Origin of the sequence: Hymenobacter sediminicola (assembly GCF_014250515.1) — a bacterium.
Taxonomy (GTDB): Bacteria; Bacteroidota; Bacteroidia; order Cytophagales; family Hymenobacteraceae; genus Hymenobacter; species Hymenobacter sediminicola.
This window is the reverse complement of the sequence record NZ_CP060202.1, coordinates 3,971,481-3,988,757: the sequence shown is the minus strand read 5'-3', so window position 1 is coordinate 3,988,757 and position 17,277 is coordinate 3,971,481. Positions and strand designations below refer to the sequence as shown.

The following is a 17,277-nucleotide window of genomic DNA, read 5'->3' as shown; positions in this document are numbered from 1 at the left end:
CTGACAGAAGGAAAGCGTACTGTTCAGCGTGAAAAATCAGGCTTTCACCGAATTTTCCTGCCATCTGGCTAGGCAACATGCTATATTTCGGCATGTTATCGGTGGGCGCCTGTTTTGCTGTAGGCCAGCTTTGGCTGGTTCGGTACACAGGAGATGCTGATAGCTAAGTTTGTTTTCATAGCTCAGAAAGACACCGTACCGTGTGCGGTGTTTTTTTATGCGGCAACGGCACGCTAGTGGCGTCCCAGCCAGTTTTCAGGGTTGAGGTTGGAGCTGTTGCGCCACACCTGAAACTGCACCTCGGAAGTGCCTTCGGAAGAGGTATACACGGTTCCAATCTGCTGGCGCATCTTCACCGTTTGGCCTTCGCTCACGCTCACACTCCGCAGCTTGGCGTATACCGTGAAATACTCGCCGTGCTGAATCATGACGATGTTGTTCATGCCAGGTACGCTGGCTACGGTCAACACTTTGCCATCGAAAATAGAGCGTACTGCCTCACCAGAGCCGGTCTGAATATCGATGCCACGATTCTCTACCACCACATTCTTGAGTACCGGATGATTGTGGCGGCCAAAGCGCTGCGAGATAAAGCCTTTGGCAACTGGCCAAAGCAGACTGCCACGGTTATCAGCAAAGGATGAGGAAAGCACTGCCGTTTCCGGAGTTAGAGTAACCCGGTCGGTGCGGACGGGCTCTGCCGGTTCCGCGGGTTCAGAGTAAGTGCGCGCAGGAGCTTCTGTGGAAGTACGGCCGGGCGTGGAAGCGGCAGCCCGCTCGGCCCGCTCGCGGGCAGCCGCGCGTGCTGCTGCTTTGGCGGCTGCCACCCGGGCGGCACGCGCAATTTCTTCTCGCACCCGGTCCGCAATCAGGTTGTCGAGCCGGCTGATGGCGCGCTGGCGGTCGGCCAGTTCCTGCCGTAGCCCCTGTTCCTGTTTGCTGAGCTTGGTTACGACTTGGTCCTGCTGGGTTTTGAGCGTTACCAGGTTGTTCTTCTCGGCTACCTGCGTGTTCAGCAGCTGGCCTTGTTGCTCCTGTTTCACTTTCAGGCCGTTGAGCTGCTGGCTCAGGCGCTGTTGGGTGCCTGCAATCTGCGCAGCTTGGGCTTGGCGCACTTCTGAGTATTGCCGGATGTAGCGCAGGCGCAACATAAACTGGTTGAACGACTCAGCCGCAAACAGAAACATGATGCGGTTGTAGCTGTTGGCCGTTTTGGAACCGGCGTAGATAAGCCGACCATACTCAGCTTTCAGCTGCTCCAGGTTCTGCTTGGTTTTCTGTACCTGCGTTTCGGTTTGCTGCACATCGGTTTTGATGTAGTACAGCTCCGAGGAAATATTGCGGATAACGCCCTGCTGTACAGTCAGCTTTTCCTTCAGCGCGTTTAGCTGGCCCAAAGAGGCCTCTTTCTGGCGTTGGGTCTGCTCCAGAATACGGCTGGTTTCACGAATTCGGCGCAGTGTGGCCTGCCGCTCCCGCTCAAGCTGGGCCTTCGTTTTTTTGGTAGTCGTAGTTCTTCGGGTAGTCTGGGCACGCTGCGCCAGCAGCACGCTGCTCAGGCTGAGTGCTCCCAGCTGGCTACACAGCAAGACAATTGCCAGCCAGCGCTTACTTCTTCCGGGCATAGCCTTTTGGAATGGAGAACGGGAATTGCAGGCGCTCCTTGTCTACATCAACGGTACGGTAGCTGAGCGTAGCAGTGGTGGGTTTGTTCTGGCCCTGCTGAATCTGCAAAAGCGTATTGTAGGCGAAAGACTGCGGCGCCCGTTCCAGCACCCGGAAATCGGTGTAGTCCACGGTCACCTTGTTCTGAGTAGCCGGATCTTCTACCGTAAGCTGCTGCACGCGGGCCTTTCCCAACTCGATGAGCTGCTGCACAAGCAGGCCTACCTGCTCATAATTGACCCGCTGCATCGAGTTTTCCGTGGCCACTTTGGGTTCGGTGGCTGGGTCGAGAGGAGGGAGGTAGTTGCCAAGAAGCAGCGCCTGTAGCATGTCGAAGTTGACGGGCACATTCAAGCGCTTGCTCAGGTAGGCATAGTCACCGGCGTAATATTCGCGGTGCAGCTTGTCAAGCACCTGCACTGAGTCGCGGGTGATATAAGCACGTACGCCCTCTAAGCCAATTAGTGAAGCCGAAATCCAGATGACACTGTCTTTGCGGATACGAACATTGATGTTGGCTGCCTGCTGGTTGCCTTGGTAATCGAACTGCGCTTTGCCTTTCGCCGATAGGAAGCGGAACTCCACATTGGTAGCGCGCACGGCTTCCGGAACAGGCCGCTTGGTGGTCGCCCCCGATTTGGTAGGAACCGCTTTCCGGGTGCAGCTGCCCAGCAGGATGATGGCCAGAAGCAGGCTCAGCGCAATGTGTTTACTCATATAGTTTCTTGTCTTTGATTTTGCGGTCAATCAGGCTTGATGCACCGCCTATCTTTTTCGCCCGCAGCCATTCGGCGTGGGCTTTATCCTTGTCGCCCAGCTGGAACAGCACGTCGCCGTAGTGCTCAATTACCGTGGCATCTTTGCTGGTAAGTAGTGCCTTTTCCAGATACTGCTTGGCGCCGGCATAGTCCTTCTGCTTATACAGCACCCAAGCGTAAGTGTCCAGATACGTATCATTATCGGGGAACTGCTTCACCAGCTTGCCCGACATTTCTTTGGCGCGGTCTAGCTTCTCGCCCCGCACCGACAGAAAGTAGCTGTAGTTGTTGAGAGCCTGTGCGTTGTTGGCATCAAATGTCAGCGCTGCCTCATAGGCCGCATCCGACTTGGCATACTCCTTCAACTCGTGGTAGGCATCACCAAGCTGAGTGTCAAACTGGGCTAGCAGCTCGGGGTTGTCGGTGGCCAGCTTGCGGCCATATTCCAGCGCTTTCACGCCTTTGGCGGGCTGCTTGTTCAGCACGTAGGCTACCCCATTATAAAACCAAAGCGGTGCCTGGTTCGGAAACAGCTCCAGCGCGCGGTCCGTGTGTCGCAGCAGCGAATCAGTCTGGCTCAGCTCCGCGTCAATCAAGACTACCTGCTGCCAGATCTGGTAGCGGGAGTTGTCGAGCTTAATGGCCTGCAAATAGGTGTTGCGGGCATCCTCCTTATGGTTGGTCAGGGTTTGAATGTCGCCGGCCACGGAGTAGGCTTTGGCTTCTTTCGGGTGCACCCGCACCGTGATGGCGGCTAGGTCTAGGGCTGTTTTCTCAATCTTGGGATTGGGCAGCTGCTTAATGAAATCCACCAGCACACGCACCTTGTCATCAATATCGAGGCCCGGGCTTTCGAAGGCCAGCTTAATCTGCTTCTCCGACTCAGCGGCGTTGCCCTGCTGCCGGTACACATCGGCCAGAATCATGCGGGCCTGTGGGCTTTCGGGGTCTTGGCGGAGGGCCTGTTCGGCTACCCGCACAGCATCAGGCAGGCGGTTGTTGGCAGCATACATTTCGGCCTGTGCCAGCACGTAGCGTATTTCGTCGGGGTTGGCCTTGATCAACGCTTCGCCTTCCAGCAGCGCCTTGTCGAGGTTGTTCTGCTTGAGGTAAATCTGCTGTTTCTTGAACGATACCTCATCCAGCGGGCCAAACTGCTTCTCAGCGCGTTCCAGCGTGGCCAGCGCCTCGTTCAGCTTGCCCTGGGCCAGATACAGATCTGCCAGATTAAAAAGGTAGTAGCCGGAATCCGGCACATCCTGAATCAACTGGGTATATACTTTGGCAGCTTGGTCATACTGCTTCTGCGAAGCGTAGGTCTGGGCCAGCAGCAGGTAATAATAGGCGTTTTTGGGGTCGAGCTTGACAGCCGATTGCGCGAAGTTGCTGGCGTCTTTCAGGTTGCCGCTAAGCAGGTTGGTTTCGGCAATTTTATAGCTGATGGCCGCATTGCCGGGATTGAGGGCATACGCCTTCAGCAGCCGCTCCAGCGCCTTGTTGTAGTCCTCCAGAATCACATACTTCACTCCCTCCACGAAGAAGGCTTCACTGGCCTCACGGTCCTTTTCAGTGAGCTGGCGCTGGCTGCTGACGGCATCCAACTCGGCCCGACGGGCCAGTTCCTTGCGTTCTTTGCGGCTCAGCTTGCGGGGCTTGGCCTCTGCCTTCGGAGTGGCCGTAGTACCAGACTGGCTTTGCTGTGCCCTTCCCGGTTCGGGCAGGTACAGCAAAGCCAGCAGGAGGAATAGGGAAGGAAAAACGCGACGCATGAAGACAGGAGCGCGGAGCAGATCCGCCAGTCAGAAGAAACGGAAGAAGGTCAAGATACCCAAAACGGCGGAATGGCCCCGCGCTTCTGCGTAACGTAAGCGGCTACTAAATTATCATACGCGCAGCGTATTGTAGTCGCCCAAGCTCAGGTCGTCGGGGGTGCTGGCCACGGTGGCAAAGTTGCCAATCATGGAATTGGTGACATTGGCGTGAAGCACCGTGGCCGATTGCTGCACGATGGAATTCGTAATAACAGACCCACGCACGTTGGTTTGGTTGCCCAGCGAAACGTGTGGGCCTACTACCGAATCCGTGATAATTACGCCTTCGCCCACATACACTGGCGGAATCAGAACGGAGTTGGTCACCTTGGCTGAGTCAGCTACCAGGTTTTCACCACGCTCCTGCAGGTACTCCAGGTAGCGTTGGTTGGTGAAAACGGTAGCGTCCTTATTGCCGCAGTCAAGCCATTCCGTAACGCGGCCGGGCACGAACGTAGTGCCCTTGTTTTTCATGTTTTCGAGGGCATTGGTGAGCTGGTACTCGCCTTTGTCCTTGATGTCATTGTCGAGCAGGTACTGCAACTCGCTACGCAAATACTCGCCGTCCTGGAAATAGTAGATACCAATGATGGCCAGGTCCGAGACAAACTCCTGAGGCTTTTCGACGAAGTCTGTAATCTGGCCCTGCTCATTCAGCTTGACCACGCCAAAGGGTTTCGGGTCGTCTACTTTCTGCACCCAGATGGTGCCGGGCACGCTGGAATCAAGCGTGAAATCTGCCTTGAAAAGCGTGTCGGCGAAGGCTACTACCACGGGACCAGTCAGGGCGCTTTGAGCACATAGAATAGCGTGTGCCGTGCCCAGCGGCTCGTCCTGGTAATGAATCGTGCCCTTGGCGCCTACTGACTCTGCAATCTTCACAAGGCTTTTCTCCACCTCTGCTCCAAAGCGGCCAATAATGAAAGCTACTTCCTGCACCGGCTCGCCGCATACTTTGGCAATATCCTCCACCAGACGCTGCACAATGGGTTTGCCAGCAATGGGAATGAGTGGTTTCGGAACAGTGAGGGTGTGCGGGCGCATACGCTTGCCCATGCCTGCCATCGGGACAATGATTCTCATCGGGTAAGTTGGTTATGAGGAGTTTGGATGGTGAATTGTAAAAATATCTATTGAATCTTCTGTAGCAGAGCCGCTAACAGCACGTCAGCTTCTCTCTTCTCGACTCAATTGGCTACTGCACGCCTGTGCTGCCATAGCCGCCCGCGCCGCGTTGCGTTTCGCTCAGCACCTCGGCCGGCTGCCACGAAACGACTTCGTGCCGGGCCACAACCAGCTGGGCAATACGCTCGCCATCCTGTATCACGAACTCCGTGTCGGAAAGGTTTACCAGCAGCACCTTCAGTTCGCCACGATAGTCAGCATCAATGGTACCCGGACTGTTCACGATACCGATTCCGTGCTTGTAGGCAAGGCCGCTGCGAGGCCGCACCTGCACCTCATAGCCCACCGGAATTTCCATAAACAGACCAGTTGGAACCAGGGCGCGCTGCAGGGGCTTCAACGTAATAGGCGCCTCCAGGTTGGCACGTACATCAAGGCCAGCGGCATGGGCTGTCTGGTACTCAGGCAGCGGATGGTGGGAACGGTTGATAACGGGAATCTGCATAAGACAAAGGTAGTTTTTGATTACTCGTTTTAGCGGTCCAGTCGATTCAGACAGACTCACGCGAGGTAATTGGTCGTGCGGAGGAGGAAAGCACCCGCGGCTAGCGCCGGGCTAGCACACGCTGCGGCTTCTCGACGGCCACCATCAGCCCCAGGAACCCGGCGCATAGCAGCCCGTGCCACGCCTGTCGGAGCCAGTAGCTTTCCACCGAAACCAGCCAGCCCAGGGCCACTACACCAGTGGCCACCAGCAGCCAGCCCAGCAGCCTCGCTACCGGGTACGGCACGGGAAAATGCCGTTCGCCCAGCCACCAGCAGATGGCTGCCATCATAAAGTAGCAGGCCAGCGTAGCCAGGGCCGAACCCATATAGCCCAGCACCGGAATCAGCAGAAAGTTCAGTGCAATGGTCAGTACTGCGCCGGCGGCCCCTATGTAGGTGCCGTAGTAGGTCTTGTCTGTGAGCTTGAACCATACGGACAGGTTCCAATACACCCCCAGAAACAGATTGGCCAGCAACAGCACCGGTACGACTGCTATACCCTCGCGGTATTCGGCACGCTTAAGAAATAGCTCCGCAAATACCTCCAGATTCACGCTGATGAGCACAAAAATCAGGGCACAGCACAATGTGAACCACTTCAGTACCTGCGCGAAAGTGGCCGGCGAATTCTTCTCGGTGCTTTGGGCAAAGAAGAACGGCTCGGCGGCGTAGCGGAACGCCTGAATCACGAGGCTCATAAAGATGCTAAGCTTGTAGCAAGCTCCATAAATGCCTACGGCCGTCAGGCTGCTCTTGCCTGGGTAGAAGCCTTCCGGCAGCCAGGTCGGCAGCAGAATCCGGTCCAGTGTCTCGTTGACCATGCCGGCCAGGCCCATCAGCATGATGGGGTAGGCGTAGGTGAGCAATGGGCGCAAAGGCTCCAGGCTCAGGCGGAACCGGAAAGCGGCCAATTCGCGGCCTAGCAGCAGCAGCGTGAAGGCACTAGCTGCCAAGTTGGCCAAGAACACGTAGCCGACGCCTATGGTGGGGTCGTAGAGGCGTGCTACCACCGGCTGTAGGTCAGTCAGGTATTTGCCAGCCAGCACATCGGGGCACACTACAATAAAAAACAGGTTCAGCCCTACGTTCAGCAGGATATTGGCCATGCGAATGGCGGCAAACTTGCGGGCCTTGTTTTCCAACCGAAGGCGGGCAAACGGAATAGCCGCCACCGCATCGAGGCCCAAAATTAGGGCCAGCCACACGGCATACCGCTCGTGGCCGGGCGGCAACCCCAGCAGTTGCAGCAGTGGGCCAGCTTGCCACGCCAGCAGCCCAGCAAGCACCACGCTGCTAACCAATAATAGGCTAAGCACTCTGTCATAGAGAAGCTGCCGGTCGGCACCAGCCCGGTTGGCGAAGCGGAAAAACGTCGTTTCCAGACCGTACGTGAATACCACGTTCAGGAAAGATACGTAGGCGTAGAGTCCGGTCACAATGCCGTATTCGGCTGCCGCAAAGCGGGCCGTGTACACGGGTACCAGCAAATAGGTGAGCACCCGGCCCACAATACTGCTGATACCGTACACGGCGGTCTGCGAGGCAAGCTTCTTCGCTACGCTCATTTAATATGGTACTGATGACGATTGTGCAGCGGCATAACCGGAGTATCTCGCCAAAGCAAAGTGCCTGTTCTAACCCAACAAAGGGCTTTGCCAAACTGCTGCATGGGCGTTGTTGCTTCGGTCTTTACTAGTTGCCGGTAAATGCCGCCGGGCGCTTTTCCAGAAATGCCTGAGTGCCTTCTTTGAAATCATCGGAGGCAAAACACTGCCCGAAGGCATTAGCTTCTACCTGGTAGCCGTGGCGCTCATCTGCATAGTAGGCATTCACGCTGTCGATGACCAGCCCAACGGCCAGAGGCGCTTTGGTTAGAATGCGGCCCAGCAAAGCTCGGGTAAAGTCCATCAGCTCAGCGGCCGGCACCACATGGTTCGCCAAGCCGAGACGCAGGGCTTCATCAGCTTTTATCATGTCGGCGGTCAGCATCAATTCCAGTGCTTTTCCTTTGCCTACCAGCTGCGTAAGGCGCTGCGTACCACCATAGCCCGGAATCAGGCCCAGGTTCACCTCTGGCTGGCCAAAACGGGCCGTATCAGCAGCAATACGCATATGGCAAGCCATAGCCAACTCGCAGCCTCCGCCCAATGCAAAGCCATTAACGGCCGCAATAACCGGTTTCGGGCTTTCCTCAATAGCGCAGAATACTTCCTGGCCTGATTCTGACGCTCGGCGCGCCAACGACTCACTCTCAACAGCCGCTAGTTCGGCAATATCTGCTCCGGCCACAAATGCCTTTTCTCCGCTCCCGGTCAGAATAATGCCGCGCACGGCGGTATCATCGAGGGCCAACTGCATTGCCGTGCCGATTTCCTTAATCGTGGCAGCATTCAGTGCATTCAGCTTGGAAGGGCGGTTCAGCGTGATGGTCAGGATGCCGGATGCAGCATCAAGGTCATACAGCAGATTGTCGAAAGTGGCCATGCAGAAGGAAGAAATAGATCAGCGGATGAGCAAAGATAGCGCAAAACGCCAGCCCTCATGCCCGCGGCCACACCGGCTATAGAGCTAGGGAGTGCTGGTAGAAAAAGGGCAGAAAAGGCTCTTACTATTTTGTTACTGCTGAACTAACCCGGACAGTAGAAGGAATTAAAAAGATATTATATTGCCCGAGTTCTATTCTCTCTTCCACCAAAACCCTTCACGTATATGGGATTCGTTTCTGAGTTTAAAGAGTTCATTTCCAAAGGGAACGTACTGGATCTGGCCGTAGGTGTTATCATCGGTGGGGCTTTTGGCAACATCGTCAAATCATTGACCGACGATATTCTGATGCCTGTGCTGAGCCTGCTCACCGGCGGAATGGATTTCAAAGATTGGTTCCTTGCGCTCGATGGCTCGACCTACAAAACGCTGGAGGAAGCGAAGAAAGCCGGGGCTGCCACCGTCAACTACGGACTGTTTCTGAACGCTGTTATTGCTTTCATACTGATGGCGTTTGCCATCTTCTGGATTGTGAAGCTAGCAAACCGCTTTAAGAAGCCACAGGAAGTAATTGTTGCTGATCCGGGCCCAACTAAAGACCAGGTGCTGCTCATGGAAATCCGGGATGCGCTGCGCACCCGCAGCTAATACACCAGTTTCGATTGCCGCTTATAAAAGCCGGCCTTTTCTCTGCTGACTAGCGGGGCAGAGGCCGGCTTTTTGGCTTTCATTCACTTTCTCAGCCTACGATATGAAAACTGTTTCCCATTTCTTCGGCCGACGTTCCCTGTTGGCTGCCTTATGTGTATGGTTGCCTGTGGCCTTGGCTTACGGTCAGGATCCGATTCCGAACCGGGTACCGGCTCCGCAAGCCGCGTACAAGATATCTGCTGAAGTTGACACAGCCCAAGGGTGGCGGCGAGGCGGAGCCGGTACGCTTAATTTCAGCCAGGTAAGCCTAAGCAACTGGGCGCCAGGCGGGCAAAGCTCTTTGTCGTTGTTGGGTCTGGGCAACATCTATGCGCATTACCGCGAAGACAAGCACTCCGTGGACTTAGCCGGCAACCTGATTTACGGCCTGCTGAAAGCCGGCAAATCGAGAGTGCGCAAGAACGATGACCGCCTGGAACTGAATGCACGCTATGCCCGCAATTTCGCTCCCAAATGGTCTTATGCCGGCCAGCTAAACCTCAAAACCCAACTGACCCCTACCAACGATATCGTCAGGACGGATTCACTGCTGTCGAAGTTCTTTGCGCCCGCCTACATCTTGGCTTCTCTGGGCTTTGAGTACAAGCCCAATGATGACTTTTCACTGTTTCTTTCTCCCGTAACAGGTAAGTTCACAGTAGTCGCCGATCAGGCGCTGGCCGATGCCGGTGCTTTTGGCGTGCGAGCAGCCCGTCTTGGCTCCGACGGCCGGCCTGTAGCTGGTACCGGCGAAAGGCTGCGCGAGGAGTTAGGCGCTTACATCAATGCCCGCTACCGCCGGCCGCTGCTGCCTAACATTACCTACCAGACCCGGCTGGAGTTGTTCAGCAACTACGCCCACAATCCACAGAACGTGGATGTGAACTGGGAAAACCTGCTGGATTTCAAGGTCAATAAGTTCTTCAGTGCCAGCGTGGCTACTACCCTCGTATACGATGATGATATTCTGGTGCCTCTAAACGTGGACGAGCAGAACGGAGATCCTACAGCCCGCGGCAGACGCATACAGTTCAAGGAAACACTAGGTATCGGACTGACTTACAAGTTTTAAAGATTTTGAACTAACTTGGGGACCCACCCGTTGCCGCGCCATAGGTCCAAAGCCACCCCCTTTGCTTTCCTTGGTCGGTACTCAATGCTTTTCCACCCGCTTCAGCGCATGAAAAAACTGATTGCAACCACCTTGTTGGCCTCTGCTGGCCTGCTCAGTAAGCCCGCTCACGCTCAGGCTCCTCGTCCTACGTCTGAAGACCAGGTGCGGCAGGCCAACGAGCAGGGCCTACGCAAAAGTAAGCGCAAGGCTTCTTCCGCCGATATTGCCAACATGCAGCGGCGCATGAACATGAATCCCGAGGATGCCAAGCGCGACCAGCAAATTGAACTGCTGGAGGCACGTGCAGGTGGTTCGGCCAATACTAGCTTCGGACGGTCTTCGGGTCCGGCGCGGCAGTACGAGAAAGGTTCTGGTGGATTTACGGTGCGCAAATTTAAGGCAGGCAAGCATACTCGTAATGCCATGATGAAGAAGGGGGAAGGGCGTGCTGCTCCTGGCATCGACCCTAAGGGCAAGCCGTTGAATCACAAAAAGAAGAAGCGGTTCTTGCCTTTCTAAAGGCACAAGAATCCTGTAAGATGTAAAAGAAAAAAAGCCCCGGCGCATCGCTCCGGGGCTTTTCGCATCTTCAGCGGTTTCGAGGCCACCGTTCGCCCTCGATGCTGCTAAAGAAGAACTGAGTTGCGGTAGTGCTGCATGGCTGGCAGCATAATAGGTGTGGTATTAGGATAGTTGACGCTTGGCTGGGTCCCAGCCGGGCCCGGGAAGAGCCATTGACGGCTCTGAAGTAGCTAGTGTAGAGAGGCCAGTTGAGATAGTGCAGAGGGAGAGGTAGCAGACCGGAGCTGGCATATAGCAGTAGCAGGAAGCAGGGCGTTTACTCAAGGGGGAACAAGGGCGGCTCATAGCGAAGGGGTTAGAACGTTACCGATGAGTGAGGCAGACTTGTAGGCGCCTCGCGCTACAGCTTAGCCAGCGCATTCAGGTCGATGTCGCGGGCCACCTGCTTCACGAAGTCGGTGTCATTCTGCCCATCCGACTCAACTGCCACGAAGAATCTGTCGCCGACTCCTAAGGCTACGCTGGCTTTGTGCTCTTTCTTCTGCAGCGTTTCCCAGCCCTTCACATTGGCTATACCCAGGTCGCAGCCCCGCATCAGTTCTTCATCATTCTCCTGCGAAAAGCCTGCTGACATCATAGCTGTAGCGCCAGCGTAGAGGGCATTTGCCCCATTGTAGTCTATCAATTGCACCTTTAAGTGCTGGTCACCTTTCTTGTACGTCTGCTCACAGCTGGAATAGCTGATACCACTCATGTTCACAGACTCCCCTTTGGGTTCACCTACCGGCATGAAACCGGCAATGCTGCCCGGCAGATACCGCTGCAAGTCCTTGTAGTTGAGGGAAGCTGTGTCGCCCCGTTCGGTCCGGACTGCCCGGTTCTTCTCGGCTGCCGCTAGTGCGGCTCCCATATTCTTCGCAGCCCGGGCACTTGTAGCTACGGCAGTGTAGGTACTGCGGGCCTCATCCAACTGTCCGCAGGAAGCAAGCAGAAATATTTCTGTGAGGATCAGAAGAGTTGCGAAGTTGTTCATAGCAGTAGGGAAAAGGAGCGGAGCGGAGTGTGCTAGAACTTGGCTGAGAGTCCTAGTTTCAGGTAACTCATGTCATAGCCTAGTTCAGCAAAGGCCCCGATGTTGTCGGTGAAGAAATAGCGCCCACCCAGAAAGATTCCTGAGGTCAGGTAGGTGCCACCATAGGAGCCTCCTAAGTCAGTGTCGTTGTAATTGTTGGAGTAGTTCTCGATACGGGCACCCAAGCTGATGCCTGCGTAGGTATCCAGTTTTGGGTTAGTCGTGAAATTGTAGTGGTATGCTCCCCGTACGGTCACGATGAAGTTTTTCCAGGATGCCTCGTACGTATCACCAGCTGCACTCCAGTCGTAGTTATATCCTTTGTAGCCAATCAGGCCGCCCACGCTTATCACGCCGGGGCCAATTCCGTCCACAATACCTTTTTCTACTGAAAGGCTCAACGCTGGCGTTGCTTTAAGGGCGCCGCCATACCCGAATCCATAGCCGTAGCCATGGCCAATTCCGACGCCCAGATTAGCAACCACAGTGCCTTTCGCGAAAGAAACCGCACCTCCCGGCAATACTACCTTGCTATCTGTAGCCTCAGCAGGAGCCGCCGGCAGCGGAGCTGCTGGAGTAGTAGCAGTAGTCTGAGAAGTAGGCTTGGCAATAGCTGGTTTAGCAGTGACAGTCGTACGGGTAGCTGAAGCGGGCCGTGCAGCCGGGCGTGGTGCCGTGGTTGTTTTAGTGGCCGGTGTAGTCTTCTGAGTTGTGGTAGTCTTGGTAGTCGTTTTCACCAATGTAGTGCGAGCAGCAGGCTTTGTTTGGGCTGCTGCAATGCTGCTGGTAAAGGCTGCCACTGCCAAGAGTGAAATATGGGTTGCTTTCATATAAGCGGTTGAATGAAAGTGTTGTAATTCAATCCAATCATGAACTGATACAAAACTATCTTTCTACCATGCCGAGGTCAATAGCATAATGATGTGACAACCACCCACAAACGACAACGCCCCCTACTGCCGGAGCAGTAGGGGGCGTTGCAGCTAGTAGAACGGGTTACGCTTAGAGCGTCCGTTTCACTTCCTGTTCTTCGAAGCCCTCAATGTTGTCGCCTTCGCGCAGATCATTGAAGCCTTTAATCGAGATACCGCACTCGTAGCCTTGGCGTACTTCCGACACATCGTCTTTGTAGCGCTTGAGGTCCTGAATGTCGCCGGCGTACACCACAATACCGTCGCGCACGAGGCGCACTTTGGTTTTGCGGGTGAAAGTACCGTCCGTCACCATACAGCCACCGATGGTACCTACTTTGGTGATGTTGAATACTTGGCGAACCTCGGCGTTGGCTACCACTACTTCCTTCACCGTTGGGGCCAGCATGCCTTCCATGGCATCCTTCACCTCATTGATGGCATTGTAGATGATAGAGTAGAGGCGGATATCAATCTGCTCCTGCTCGGCCAGCTTACGGGCGCTCTGCGAGGGACGTACCTGGAAGCCGATGATGATGGCATCCGAAGCGGAGGCCAGCAATACGTCTGATTCCGAAATGGCACCCACGCTCTTGCTGAGAATATTCACGGCCACTTCCGGCGTGCTCAGTTTCAGCAAGGAGTCGGCCAGTGCTTCCACCGAGCCATCCACGTCGCCTTTCACGATGACGTTAAGTTCCTTGAACGAACCGATAGCCAGACGACGACCAATTTCGTCCAGCGTGATGTGCTTCTTAGTGCGCATGCTCTGCTCACGGGCCAGCTGCTGACGCTGCGTGGCCAGTTCGCGGGCTTCGCGCTCCGACTCCATCACCTGAATTTTGTCGCCAGCCTGCGGAGCACCGGTCAGACCCAGTACCTGCACCGGAGTGGAGGGGCCAGCCTGCTTCATCTTCTTGCCGCGGTGGTCCGTCATGGCCTTCACGCGGCCATAGTGCGGACCCGCCAGCACGATGTCGCCCACTTTCATGGTGCCCGTCTGTACCAGAATGGTGGTCACGTAGCCACGGCCTTTGTCCAGCGAGGCTTCGATAACGCTACCAATGGCGTTGCGGTCTGGGTTGGCTTTCAGCTCCAGAATCTCGGCTTCCAGCAGGACTTTCTCCAGCAGGTCGTCGATGCCCAGGCCGGTTTTAGCCGAAACTTCCTGGCTCTGGTATTTACCGCCCCATTCTTCCACCAAGATGTTAATCACCGACAGTTCCTCGCGAACTTTATCGGGGTTAGCACCAGGCTTGTCAATTTTGTTGAGGGCAATTACAATCGGAACACCAGCTGCCTGTGCGTGGTTGATGGCTTCCTTCGTCTGCGGCATCACCGAGTCGTCGGCCGCTACCACAATGATGGCAATATCCGTCACCTTGGCACCACGGGCACGCATGGCCGTAAAGGCTTCGTGACCCGGCGTATCCAAGAAGGTTACGCGCTTGCCCGATTTGGTCATCACGTCATAGGCACCAATGTGCTGCGTGATACCGCCGGCTTCGCCTTTGGCTACCGTAGCGCTACGGATGTAGTCAAGCAACGACGTTTTACCGTGGTCAACGTGACCCATGATGGTTACCACAGGAGCGCGCGGCTGCAGTTCTTCCTCGCTGTCGGTGATTTCGATGACTGTATCCTCTTCCTCAGCGGACAGGAATTCCACATCGTAGCCAAACTCGTCAGCAATGACAGTAATGGCTTCGGCATCGAGGCGCTGGTTGATGGACACGAACATGCCCATGTTCAGGCAGACCTTGATAATCTCGTTCACCGAAACGTCCATCAGCGACGCCAAATCGTTGGCGGAGATAAACTCGGTTACTTTGAGGGTTTTGGCGTCCAGCTCGTTCTGAGCGCGCTGGGCTTCACGGTCCTCAGCTACACCTGCCCGCTTGTCGCGGCGGTACTTAGCGCGGTTGTTATTGTTGCCACCACGGCCGCCGCTGAGCTTCGCCAGCGTGGCCTTGATCTGCTCCTGAATCTGCTTGTCGTTCTGCTCAGGAGTGAGCGGAACAGTAGGTTGCGTGCGCTGACCTGGACCGCCGGGACGCTGGCCAGGACCACCAGGACGCTGGCCGGGACCACCTGGACGCTGGTTAGCTGGAGTAACCGGACGGTTGCCCTGATAGCCGCCGCCCTGGCCCTGCTGGGTACCTTGGTTGGCTGAGCCCGGCTGCGTAGCGCCTCCTGGGCCAGGCAAACGCTGCCGCTTCTTTTTGTCGGCTGCCAGGCCGCTTTTGCGCACATCGGAGGAAGCAACGGGGCGCGCCCCACGGCCTCCACGCCGCGACGAATCCATTGGCAGCTCAATCTTGCCTAGTACCGTCAAGCCTTTCAGCTGATCGGCTTTCGCTACGATAGTGCCGGCTTCTTCGCCCGCAGCATCGGCAGTAGGCGCCGCAGATGTAGATTCCACAGATGGCACTGCTGACACTGGAGCAGCTTCCGGAGCGGGGGTTGGCTTCTCAGCTACTGGTGCAGGGGTAGGTACAACCGGAGCCGGTTTGGGCTCTGGCGCTACAGCTACAGGAGCAACCGGAGCCGTTGGTGCCGGAGTAACAACGGGGGCCGGAGCAGCCTCTGGTACTGGAGCCGGCGCAGGTTTCACTTCTGCTACTGGAACAGGAGCAGGCTTGGGCGCCTGTTCTGCTACCGGAATAGGAGCGGGGGCTGCCACTGGAGCCGCTTTGGGAGGCACCGGGCGTCCTTTGGCATCAAGCTCAATCTTGCCCAGCACCTTAAGGCCTGGAGCTTTAGGTGCTTCAGGGACGGGTGCAGGGGCTGGAGTTGGAGCTGCCTGGGCAACTGGTGCTGGCACTGGGGCCGGTGCTTCAACTGGTTTAGGGGCCGGCGCTTTTGGGGCTGCAGGCTCTGCCGGACGGGCATGCGAAGAAGCCTCCAGCTCGCTCTGGCGCTTGGCCTGGCTGAGCTTGGCGGCTTCTAGCTTGTCTTGAGCCGAGGACGCAAATTCCTTGTCCAACAACGCTACCTGCTCAGAAGTCAGCTTGGTTGTAGGCTTGTTTTCTACCGGAAATCCCTTTTTCGTCAGGGTTTCCACAATAGTGTTCATCCCAACGTTCAGGTCTTTGGCTGCCTGACTAAGCCGTTTGGTTGCTGCTTCCGCCATTCTATGCTCGCGAACGATACTCTTATCTTGGTGCAAAGGTACTATTTTAAATGGAGCCAGCCGGTGTTAAATCAAGCCGGCTGGCTCGATCTAACGCCTTTGCCGGGCCGAAGCCCGCGCGCTCATTGCGCGTTGTCGCTGGCAGTGGAGGTTTCTGCTTCGTCGGTGCTCTCTTCTTCGCCTTCAAATTCGTTGCGGATGATGCGGAAAACATCTTCTACAGTTTCTTCTTCCAGCTCCGTACGGCGCACAATATCTTCTTTGCTCACAGCCAATACGGACCGACCCGTATCGAGGCCGATTTTCTTGAGCTCGTCAATAATCCAAGACTCCATCTCATCCGAGAATTCGTCGAGGGCAATATCTTCTTCGTAGTCGCCGGCGTCCCGGAATACGTCGATTTCCATACCGACGAGGCGGCTAGCCAGCTTGATGTTGGCACCGCCCCGGCCGATAGCCAGCGAGACTTGATCTGGCTTCAAGAACACCGAAACCCGACCAGTTTGTTCGTTTATCTTCATCGACGTGAGCTTGGCCGGCGACAGAGCCCGCGCAATGTAAAGCTCCAGATTGTCGGTGTAGTTAATCACGTCGATGTTTTCGTTCTCCAACTCACGCACAACGGCGTGGATACGGGAGCCCTTCATGCCAACGCAGGCACCTACCGGGTCAATCCGGTCATCGTAGCTTTCTACGGCTACTTTGGCCCGCTCACCTGGCTCGCGCACAATATTCTTGATGGTAATCAGGCCATCGTAAATCTCGGGCACTTCCTGCTCGAACAGACGCTCCAAGAAAGCTGGTGCAGCCCGCGAAAGGATGATTTTAGGCGTCCCGTTAATGATTTCCACCTTGTGGACTACTGCCCGCACGGAGTCGCCTTTGCGGTAGCGGTCCTTCGGAATCTGCTCTCCTTTGGGTAGCACCAGTTCATTCTCGTCTTTATCGAGAATGAGAGCCTCACGGCTCCACACTTGGTACACTTCGCCGGCAATGATTTCGCCTACCTGATCTTTATACGTCTGGTAGAGGTGGTCACGCTCCAGATCTTTCACACGCTGAATCAGCGTCTGGCGGGCCATCAGCACGGCCCGGCGACCAAAATCCTCCAGCTTTACTTCTTCCGTTACCTGTTCGCCTACCTCAAAGTCGGGCTCGATCTTCTGTGCTTCGGCCAGCGGAATTTTATCATGGTCCCAGATATCTTCCGAATTGTCATCCACGATTTCGCGGTTGCGGTAGATTTCCAGGTCGCCCTTGTCCACGTTCAGGATGACGTCAAAGTTGGCGTCATCGGTGTACTTTTTGCGAATCATCGTGCGAAATACATCTTCCAGGATGCTCATCATCGTGGGGCGGTCGATGTTTTTGCTCCGGGCGAATTCGGCAAACGATTCAATCAGGACGTTGCTGTTCATCTGATTTAAACTGTTAGTTATTGGGTGT

The 17,277-nt window shown here is 55.7% G+C and carries 14 protein-coding genes; 3 read left to right on the top strand and 11 right to left on the bottom strand.

The features are described from left to right. Positions 1–233: 233 nt before the first annotated feature. The 7 genes from H4317_RS17060 to H4317_RS17030 all read right to left on the bottom strand — a co-directional run bounded on the left by H4317_RS17060 (position 234) and on the right by H4317_RS17030 (position 8,389). Entirely contained in the window at positions 234–1,625 is a 1,392-nt protein-coding gene (locus tag H4317_RS17060) for a murein hydrolase activator EnvC family protein (protein ID WP_185887759.1), read from the bottom strand. Next, the gene (lolB1, locus tag H4317_RS17055) at positions 1,609–2,382 is read right to left on the bottom strand and encodes a lipoprotein insertase outer membrane protein LolB1 (RefSeq protein WP_185887758.1); all 774 of its coding nucleotides are present in this window, start codon (positions 2,380–2,382) and stop codon (positions 1,609–1,611) included. Before lolB1 ends, H4317_RS17060 begins: the two co-directional genes overlap by 17 nt. After that, positions 2,375–4,192 (bottom strand): tetratricopeptide repeat protein, encoded by a 1,818-nt coding sequence (locus H4317_RS17050; protein WP_185887757.1) that lies wholly within the window; start codon positions 4,190–4,192, stop codon positions 2,375–2,377. Before H4317_RS17050 ends, lolB1 begins: the two co-directional genes overlap by 8 nt. Positions 4,193–4,306: 114 nt before the next feature. Next, complete coding sequence (locus tag H4317_RS17045) at positions 4,307–5,317, bottom strand: sugar phosphate nucleotidyltransferase (RefSeq protein ID WP_185887756.1); 1,011 nt, start codon at positions 5,315–5,317, stop codon at positions 4,307–4,309. Positions 5,318–5,429: 112 nt separating this feature from the next. After that, a complete protein-coding gene (dut, locus tag H4317_RS17040) occupies positions 5,430–5,864 on the bottom strand; it encodes a dUTP diphosphatase (RefSeq protein WP_185887755.1) in 435 nt (144 codons plus the stop codon). 100 nt (positions 5,865–5,964) lie between these two features. Next, the gene (locus H4317_RS17035) at positions 5,965–7,470 is read right to left on the bottom strand and encodes a polysaccharide biosynthesis C-terminal domain-containing protein (RefSeq protein ID WP_185887754.1); all 1,506 of its coding nucleotides are present in this window, start codon (positions 7,468–7,470) and stop codon (positions 5,965–5,967) included. Positions 7,471–7,597: 127 nt separating this feature from the next. Continuing rightward, on the bottom strand, positions 7,598–8,389 hold the full coding sequence (locus tag H4317_RS17030; RefSeq protein WP_185887753.1) for an enoyl-CoA hydratase/isomerase family protein: 792 nt from the start codon (positions 8,387–8,389) through the stop codon (positions 7,598–7,600). A gap of 225 nt (positions 8,390–8,614) precedes the next feature. Between H4317_RS17030 and mscL the strand changes: the two genes are divergently transcribed. The 3 genes from mscL (at position 8,615) to H4317_RS17015 (ending at position 10,712) form a co-directional block, all read left to right on the top strand. Beyond that, entirely contained in the window at positions 8,615–9,037 is a 423-nt protein-coding gene (gene mscL / locus H4317_RS17025) for a large conductance mechanosensitive channel protein MscL (RefSeq protein ID WP_185887752.1), read from the top strand. Positions 9,038–9,140: 103 nt separating this feature from the next. Next, positions 9,141–10,151: a DUF3078 domain-containing protein gene (locus H4317_RS17020; RefSeq protein WP_185887751.1), complete on the top strand. Its 1,011-nt coding sequence runs from the start codon at positions 9,141–9,143 to the stop codon at positions 10,149–10,151. A gap of 108 nt (positions 10,152–10,259) precedes the next feature. Beyond that, positions 10,260–10,712 (top strand): hypothetical protein, encoded by a 453-nt coding sequence (locus H4317_RS17015; RefSeq protein WP_185887750.1) that lies wholly within the window; start codon positions 10,260–10,262, stop codon positions 10,710–10,712. 403 nt (positions 10,713–11,115) lie between these two features. On the opposite strand, the gene H4317_RS17010 is transcribed toward H4317_RS17015, so the two are convergent. From H4317_RS17010 to nusA, 4 genes are all read right to left on the bottom strand, one after another. After that, positions 11,116–11,748 carry a hypothetical protein gene (locus H4317_RS17010; protein ID WP_185887749.1) on the bottom strand — a complete coding sequence of 211 codons (633 nt, stop codon included), beginning with the start codon at positions 11,746–11,748 and terminating at the stop codon, positions 11,116–11,118. A gap of 32 nt (positions 11,749–11,780) precedes the next feature. Next, positions 11,781–12,617 carry a hypothetical protein gene (locus H4317_RS17005; protein ID WP_185887748.1) on the bottom strand — a complete coding sequence of 279 codons (837 nt, stop codon included), beginning with the start codon at positions 12,615–12,617 and terminating at the stop codon, positions 11,781–11,783. A 172-nt stretch (positions 12,618–12,789) separates the two neighbouring features. Continuing rightward, positions 12,790–15,831 (bottom strand): translation initiation factor IF-2, encoded by a 3,042-nt coding sequence (infB, locus tag H4317_RS17000; RefSeq protein WP_185887747.1) that lies wholly within the window; start codon positions 15,829–15,831, stop codon positions 12,790–12,792. Positions 15,832–15,953: 122 nt separating this feature from the next. After that, positions 15,954–17,249 (bottom strand): transcription termination factor NusA, encoded by a 1,296-nt coding sequence (nusA, locus tag H4317_RS16995; RefSeq protein WP_185887746.1) that lies wholly within the window; start codon positions 17,247–17,249, stop codon positions 15,954–15,956. Positions 17,250–17,277: the final 28 nt, after the last annotated feature.